This window comes from Diaphorobacter sp., assembly GCF_050251835.1.
Lineage (GTDB): Bacteria > Pseudomonadota > Gammaproteobacteria > Burkholderiales > Burkholderiaceae_C > JBFXIE01.
The window spans coordinates 63,530-68,735 of record NZ_JBFWLZ010000014.1 but is presented as its reverse complement, the minus strand read 5'-3'; the positions used below and the strand labels follow the sequence as shown (position 1 = coordinate 68,735).

Here is a 5,206-nt window from a genome sequence, read left to right as displayed (position 1 = left end):
TCGCATGTCGCATGTCGCATGTCGCATGTCGCATGTCGCATGTCGCAAACCGCATCAAAATTGATAGCTGCCAGCGATTGCCTTACATGGGTTTACGGCACTTTTTACCCTATATTTTGCGATCTTTCGCGTCTGCAAGCCGGTTTAATGCCCCCAACAGACCGGGGAAAGTCCGAAAACCGGTCTGCAGCACATGAATTTTTGCTCAAAACCGCCTCAAACCCAGGTAAATCAAGCGTGAGCAGCTCCTGTTTTGATAGGGGCCGGGCAGCGCACAATACCGCCTGACTTCGTTTTTCAACTGGATTCACCCCATGACAGCCAGCGCCCCCACCCTTCCCCCCATTGCCTTCATCGGCGGCGGCAACATGGCCAGCGCCATCATCGGCGGCCTGGTGCAGCGCGGCCTGCCGGCCAGCCAGATCGAGGTGGTAGAGCCCTTCGAGCCCGCGCGCGCCGCGCTGCTGCACAACTTCGGCATCACCGCCCAGCCCCAGGCCAGCGATGCGCTGGCGCGCGCCGCGCTGGTCGTATGGGCCGTCAAGCCCCAGACCTTCAAGGAAGCCACGGCCGCCGTGCGCCCGCACACCAGCGCTGCCCTGCACCTGAGCGTGGCCGCGGGCATCCCCACGGACAGCATCGCGCGCTGGCTGGGCACGCAGAACATCGTGCGCGCCATGCCCAACACCCCGGCGCTGGTGGGCCAGGGCATCACCGGCCTGTTTGCCTGCCCGCAAGTGAATGCGCAAAGCAAAGCGCTGGTGGAGCAGGTCATCGCCACCACCGGGCAGTTCGTCTGGGTGGGGGCCGAGGAGCAACTCGACGCAGTCACCGCCCTGTCGGGCTCGGGCCCGGCCTATGTGTTTTTGTTTCTGGAGGCCATGACCCAGGCGGGCGTGGACATGGGCCTGCCCGCCGCGCAGGCCTACCAGCTGGCCGTGGCCACGTTCCAGGGCGCGTCGCAGCTGGCCGCCCAGTCGCCCGACAGCGCCGAGGTGCTGCGCCAGCGCGTGACCAGCAAGGGCGGCACCACGCACGCCGCCATCACCCACCTGCAGGCCGCGCAGGTGCCGCAGCACTTCATCGCCGCCATGCGCGCGGCGCAGGCGCGCGCCCGGGAGCTGGCGGCCGAGTTTGGTGCCTGATTTAGATAAAAAGCGGCTGTAGCGCTTGTCAGACAAGCGCTGCTAGCTATCACTAACGTAGCAAATACCCCAGCGCCACGCCCGCAAACAGCACCGCGCCCATCCAGTGGCTCTGGCTGAAGGCAGTAAAGCAGCCCTCGCGCGTACGGCCGCGGATCAGCATGAAATGCCAAGCCACCTGCGCCGCCGCCGCGCCCAGCCCCAGCCACAGCGGCCAGCCCAGACCCAGCGGCAGCAGCACCCAGGCCGACAGCCCCAGCCACAGCACAAAAAACGCCATGATGGCGGACACGTCAAACCGCCCCAGCGTGATGGCCGAGGTCTTCATGCCGATCTTCAGGTCGTCGTCGCGGTCCACCATGGCGTATTCGGTGTCGTAGGCCAGCACCAGGAACAGATTGGCCAGCCAAAGCACCCAGGCCGCGGCGGACACCTGGCCCTGCACGGCGGCGAAGGCGATCACGATGCCGAAGTTGAACGCAATGCCCAGGAACGCCTGCGGCATGGCAAAAAACCGCTTGGTGAACGGGTACAGGATGGTGAACAACACCGCGGGCACCGACCAGGCCACCGCCTCCCAGCGCGTGGTGAGCACCAGCGCCAAGGACGCCAGCGTGAGCACCACGCCCACCAGCGCCGCCTCGGTCACGCCGATGCGCCCGCTGGTGATGGGGCGCTGCGTGGTGCGCTTGACGTGGCGGTCAAAGTCGCGGTCGGCAATGTCGTTGATGGTGCAGCCCGCGCTGCGCATGAGCACCGTGCCCGCCACGAACACCGCCAGCAGATGCCAGCCCGGGAAGCCCTCCGCCGCCACCCACAGCGCCGCGAGCGTGGGCCACACCAGCACCAGCCAGCCGGCGGGGCGGTTGAAGCGGATCAGATCCAGGTACAGGGCAAGGCGGGAGCGTGGAAGAACGACAGACATGCGGCAGAAATGAAGAAAAAGATGGGATGAAGAAACGCGCAGGCAAGGCGCAGGCAAGGCATCAGCACTGCATCGGCGCAGTGTGCGCCCATCAGCGGCCCGCCCGCACACCTGCCCAGCCACGGCCCACGGCCGCGCCGCGCAAAAAGGCCGCCACGGCGGCATCGCCGCCATGCGCTGCCACCAGCGCGCCGGCCTGGGTCCAGTCGCGCTGGGCGCCCAGGCGCTCTTGCCATTGCTCGGCCGCGCTGCGGTGGCGCGTCATGCGCTGCGGCAACAGCGGCGCCAGCGCCGTGCTGCCGTAGCGCAGGCGCTTGGCCAGGATGCGCGCATGGTGCAGCGCCTCGTCGTCGCCCGCAGTCTCGAGCGCCGCCGCCAGTTTGCGCACCAGGCGCCGGATGCGCTGGCGCGCCCAGTGCCGGGCGGGCTCGGCCGCCAGCGCGCTGAACGTGCATGCCTGCACACCCGGTGCCACCTGGGCCGCCAGCGACCAGCCATGCAGCCAGTCCTGCCAGGCCAGCAGGGCCGCGCCCACGGCGGGCTGCTGCAGTGCGGCGCGGGTTTCGCCCCGGGTCTGCTGCGCCGCGGCGGCCAGCATGTCCTGCGCCGACTGCCAGGCGGCGGCCCGGCCCTCATCGCCCTGCGCATAGTGCGCGGCCAGCGCAGGCAGGGTCTGGGTGCTGGCCACGTCCAGGTCGCGCAGGCGGCCCAGCGGCTGCAGCAGCGGCGCCAGCGCGGCAGCGGCGGGCGCGGGGCGGTCGGTGCAGGCCGGCGCAAACAAGCGCACCAGGCTGCGCAGGCGGCGCCAGCCCACGCGGGCCTGGTGCACCACCTCGGGCGCGTCCGAGCCCTGCTGCAGCGCAAACAAATTGGCGCAAAACTGCTGGAAGGCCTCGCCCAGCACGCGCTCGGCCACCTGGGCCACCGTCATGCGGCGCGCCAGCGGTGGCGGGCTGGCCGTCACGGCCGGGCTGGCGGGTGGCTGCAGCAGGGCGTAGCCGCGCTCGGCCTTGCTGGCTGCCAGCGGCAGCACGGCCACATGGCGGGCAATGCGCCGCGCCAGCGCCAGCAGTGCCTCGGGCGGGCCTTGCACAAGCTCCAGCTCCAGCTCGCACAGGGGGGCGCTGCGCTGCGCGCCGTCCACCGTGGCCGTAATGGCGCCCACATCCAGCGCCACCTCGATCACGGCGCCGCCGCGCACGCGCAGGCGCCAGCGGGTGCGCTCAAAGTCTGTCGTAAAGCAGGGCTGCAGGGCCGCGGCCCACTCGCCCTGCGGATCCAGGGCGGCCCACGGCGTGCCGGCCAGCTGCGCCGGCTCCAGCGCCGGGCCGGCGACGGGCATCTCCCACTCGCCGCGCTGGCTCAGGGCGCTGGCGGCGTCGCCCGCGGTCTTGAGGGTTTGCAGCCAGCGGGCCTTGGCCCCCTTGCCGTCGCCTTCGCCCTCGCGGCGCAGGCGCAGCGCCACGCGCTGGCGCAGCAGGTCCAACGCAGGCGTGTCGTGATAGATGCTGGTGAGGCGCTCGCGCATGGGCGTGGTGCGCGCCAAAGCAGGCACGCGCGCCAGCCGCCGGGCCAGCAACGCGCTATCCAGCCCCGGCAGGGCCAGTTTGAGCTCGGTTTCGGTGGCGGACATGGTGCGTGCGGCGCTGCTGCGCAAGAGATCGTCAGTCTTCGAGCAGCGAGCGCAGCATCCAGGCGGCCTGCTCGTGCTCGGTCATGCGCTGGGTCAGCAGGTCGGCCGTGGGCTCGTCGCTGGCCTTGTCGGCCAGGGGGAACAGCTCGCGCGCGGTGCGGGCCACGGCTTCGTGGCCTTCGACCAGGATGCGGATCATCTCGGTGGCCCTGGGCGGCTCGGCCGGTACGTCGGGCAGGCTGGTCAGCTGGCCAAACTGCGCATACGAGCCCGGCGCGAAGTGGCCCAGCGAGCGGATGCGCTCGGCCACCGGGTCCACGGCGTTCCACAGCGCGGTGTACTGGTCCATGAACATGGTGTGCAGCGTGTTGAACATGGGGCCAGTGACGTTCCAGTGGAAGTTGTGCGTGGTCAGGTACAGCGTGTAGGTATCGGCCAGCAGGCCCGACAGGCCCTGGGCGATGGCGGCGCGGTCTTTTTCGCTGATGCCGATGTCGATGCGCGGCACGCCGGTCTTGGTGGATGCGGATTTGCTGCTGGGCTTGGCCATGGTGTGTCCTTTCGGGTTGATGGGCTTGAAACCAATGAACCGACTGTACCAACTGCAGCGCCTGCGGGCACCACAAAACCATCAGGACAGCCGCGTCACCCCGGGCAGCTCGCAGGCGTAGATGGCATTGCGCAGCGCGGCAATGGCCTCATAGCGGGTAAAGCTGCGGCGCCACACCAGCACCACGCGGCGCATGGGCGGCGGGCTGCCGTCGCTTTCCACCACGGGCAGGTAGCGGATATGGGCGTCGTCGCTCTTGCGCCGGCGCACGCCGGTGTGCAGCGCATCGCGCGGCACCGACAGGCGCGGCACCAGCGTCACGCCCATGCCGGCCGACACCATGTGCTTGATGGTCTCCAGCGAGCTGCCTTCAAAGGTGCGGCGTATGCCCTCGGCGTTGCTGGCGTAGCGCGCGAACTCGGGGCAGACCTCCAGCACATGGTCGCGAAAGCAGTGGCCCACGCCCAGCAGCAGCATGGTCTCGTTCTTCAGTTCCGACGCCGACACGCTCTTGCGCTGGGCCAGCGCATGGCTGGAGGGCACGGCCGCCATGAAGGGCTCGTCGTACAGCGGCGCGATGGCCAGGCCGGTGTCGGGAAAGGGTTCGGCCAGGATGGCGCAGTCGATCTCGCCGGTGCGCAGCATCTCCAGCAGCCGGGCGGTGAAGTTCTCCTGCAGCATCAGCGGCATTTGCGGCGTGCGCGCGATGGCGTGGCGCACCAGCTCGGGCAGCAGGTAGGGGCCGATGGTGTAGATCACGCCCAGCGTGAGGGCGCCGGCCAGCGGGTCCTTGCCGCGCTTGGCGATCTCTTTGATGGCGGCGGCCTGCTCCAGCACGCTTTGCGCCTGGCGCACGATCTCGTCGCCCAGCGGCGTCACGGTCACATCGCCCGCGCTGCGCTCGAACAACTTGACCTCCAGCTCGTCCTCCAGCTTTTTGACGGCCACCGACA

At 69.5% G+C, this 5,206-nt stretch carries 5 protein-coding genes; 1 reads left to right on the top strand and 4 read right to left on the bottom strand.

Features of this window, described 5'->3' with window-relative positions:
- The first annotated feature begins 314 nt into the window (after window positions 1-314).
- The gene (proC, locus tag AB7E35_RS07180) at window positions 315-1,145 is read left to right on the top strand and encodes a pyrroline-5-carboxylate reductase (protein ID WP_428163014.1); all 831 of its coding nucleotides are present in this window, start codon (window positions 315-317) and stop codon (window positions 1,143-1,145) included.
- A 52-nt stretch (window positions 1,146-1,197) separates the two neighbouring features.
- On the opposite strand, the gene ubiA is transcribed toward proC, so the two are convergent.
- The 4 genes from ubiA to AB7E35_RS07160 form a co-directional block, all read right to left on the bottom strand.
- Window positions 1,198-2,070 (bottom strand): 4-hydroxybenzoate octaprenyltransferase, encoded by an 873-nt coding sequence (ubiA, locus tag AB7E35_RS07175; RefSeq protein ID WP_428167319.1) that lies wholly within the window; start codon window positions 2,068-2,070, stop codon window positions 1,198-1,200.
- 91 nt (window positions 2,071-2,161) lie between these two features.
- Window positions 2,162-3,703, bottom strand: a complete 1,542-nt coding sequence (locus AB7E35_RS07170; protein ID WP_428163012.1) for a CHAD domain-containing protein — start codon at window positions 3,701-3,703, stop codon at window positions 2,162-2,164.
- Between the two features lie 31 nt (window positions 3,704-3,734).
- Entirely contained in the window at window positions 3,735-4,253 is a 519-nt protein-coding gene (locus tag AB7E35_RS07165) for a Dps family protein (protein WP_428163011.1), read from the bottom strand.
- Window positions 4,254-4,334: 81 nt separating this feature from the next.
- On the bottom strand, window positions 4,335-5,206 hold an 872-nt coding region (locus AB7E35_RS07160; RefSeq protein ID WP_428167318.1), incomplete at its 5' end, for a LysR substrate-binding domain-containing protein.

What these genes read in the sequence shown, in the direction of transcription:
- proC (WP_428163014.1), top strand. Translation starts at nt 315, where the DNA reads ATGACAGCCAGCGCCCCCACCCTTCCCCCCATTGCCTTCATCGGCGGC.
- ubiA (WP_428167319.1), bottom strand. Translation starts at nt 2,070, where the DNA reads ATGTCTGTCGTTCTTCCACGCTCCCGCCTTGCCCTGTACCTGGATCTG.
- AB7E35_RS07170 (WP_428163012.1), bottom strand. Translation starts at nt 3,703, where the DNA reads ATGTCCGCCACCGAAACCGAGCTCAAACTGGCCCTGCCGGGGCTGGAT.
- AB7E35_RS07165 (WP_428163011.1), bottom strand. Translation starts at nt 4,253, where the DNA reads ATGGCCAAGCCCAGCAGCAAATCCGCATCCACCAAGACCGGCGTGCCG.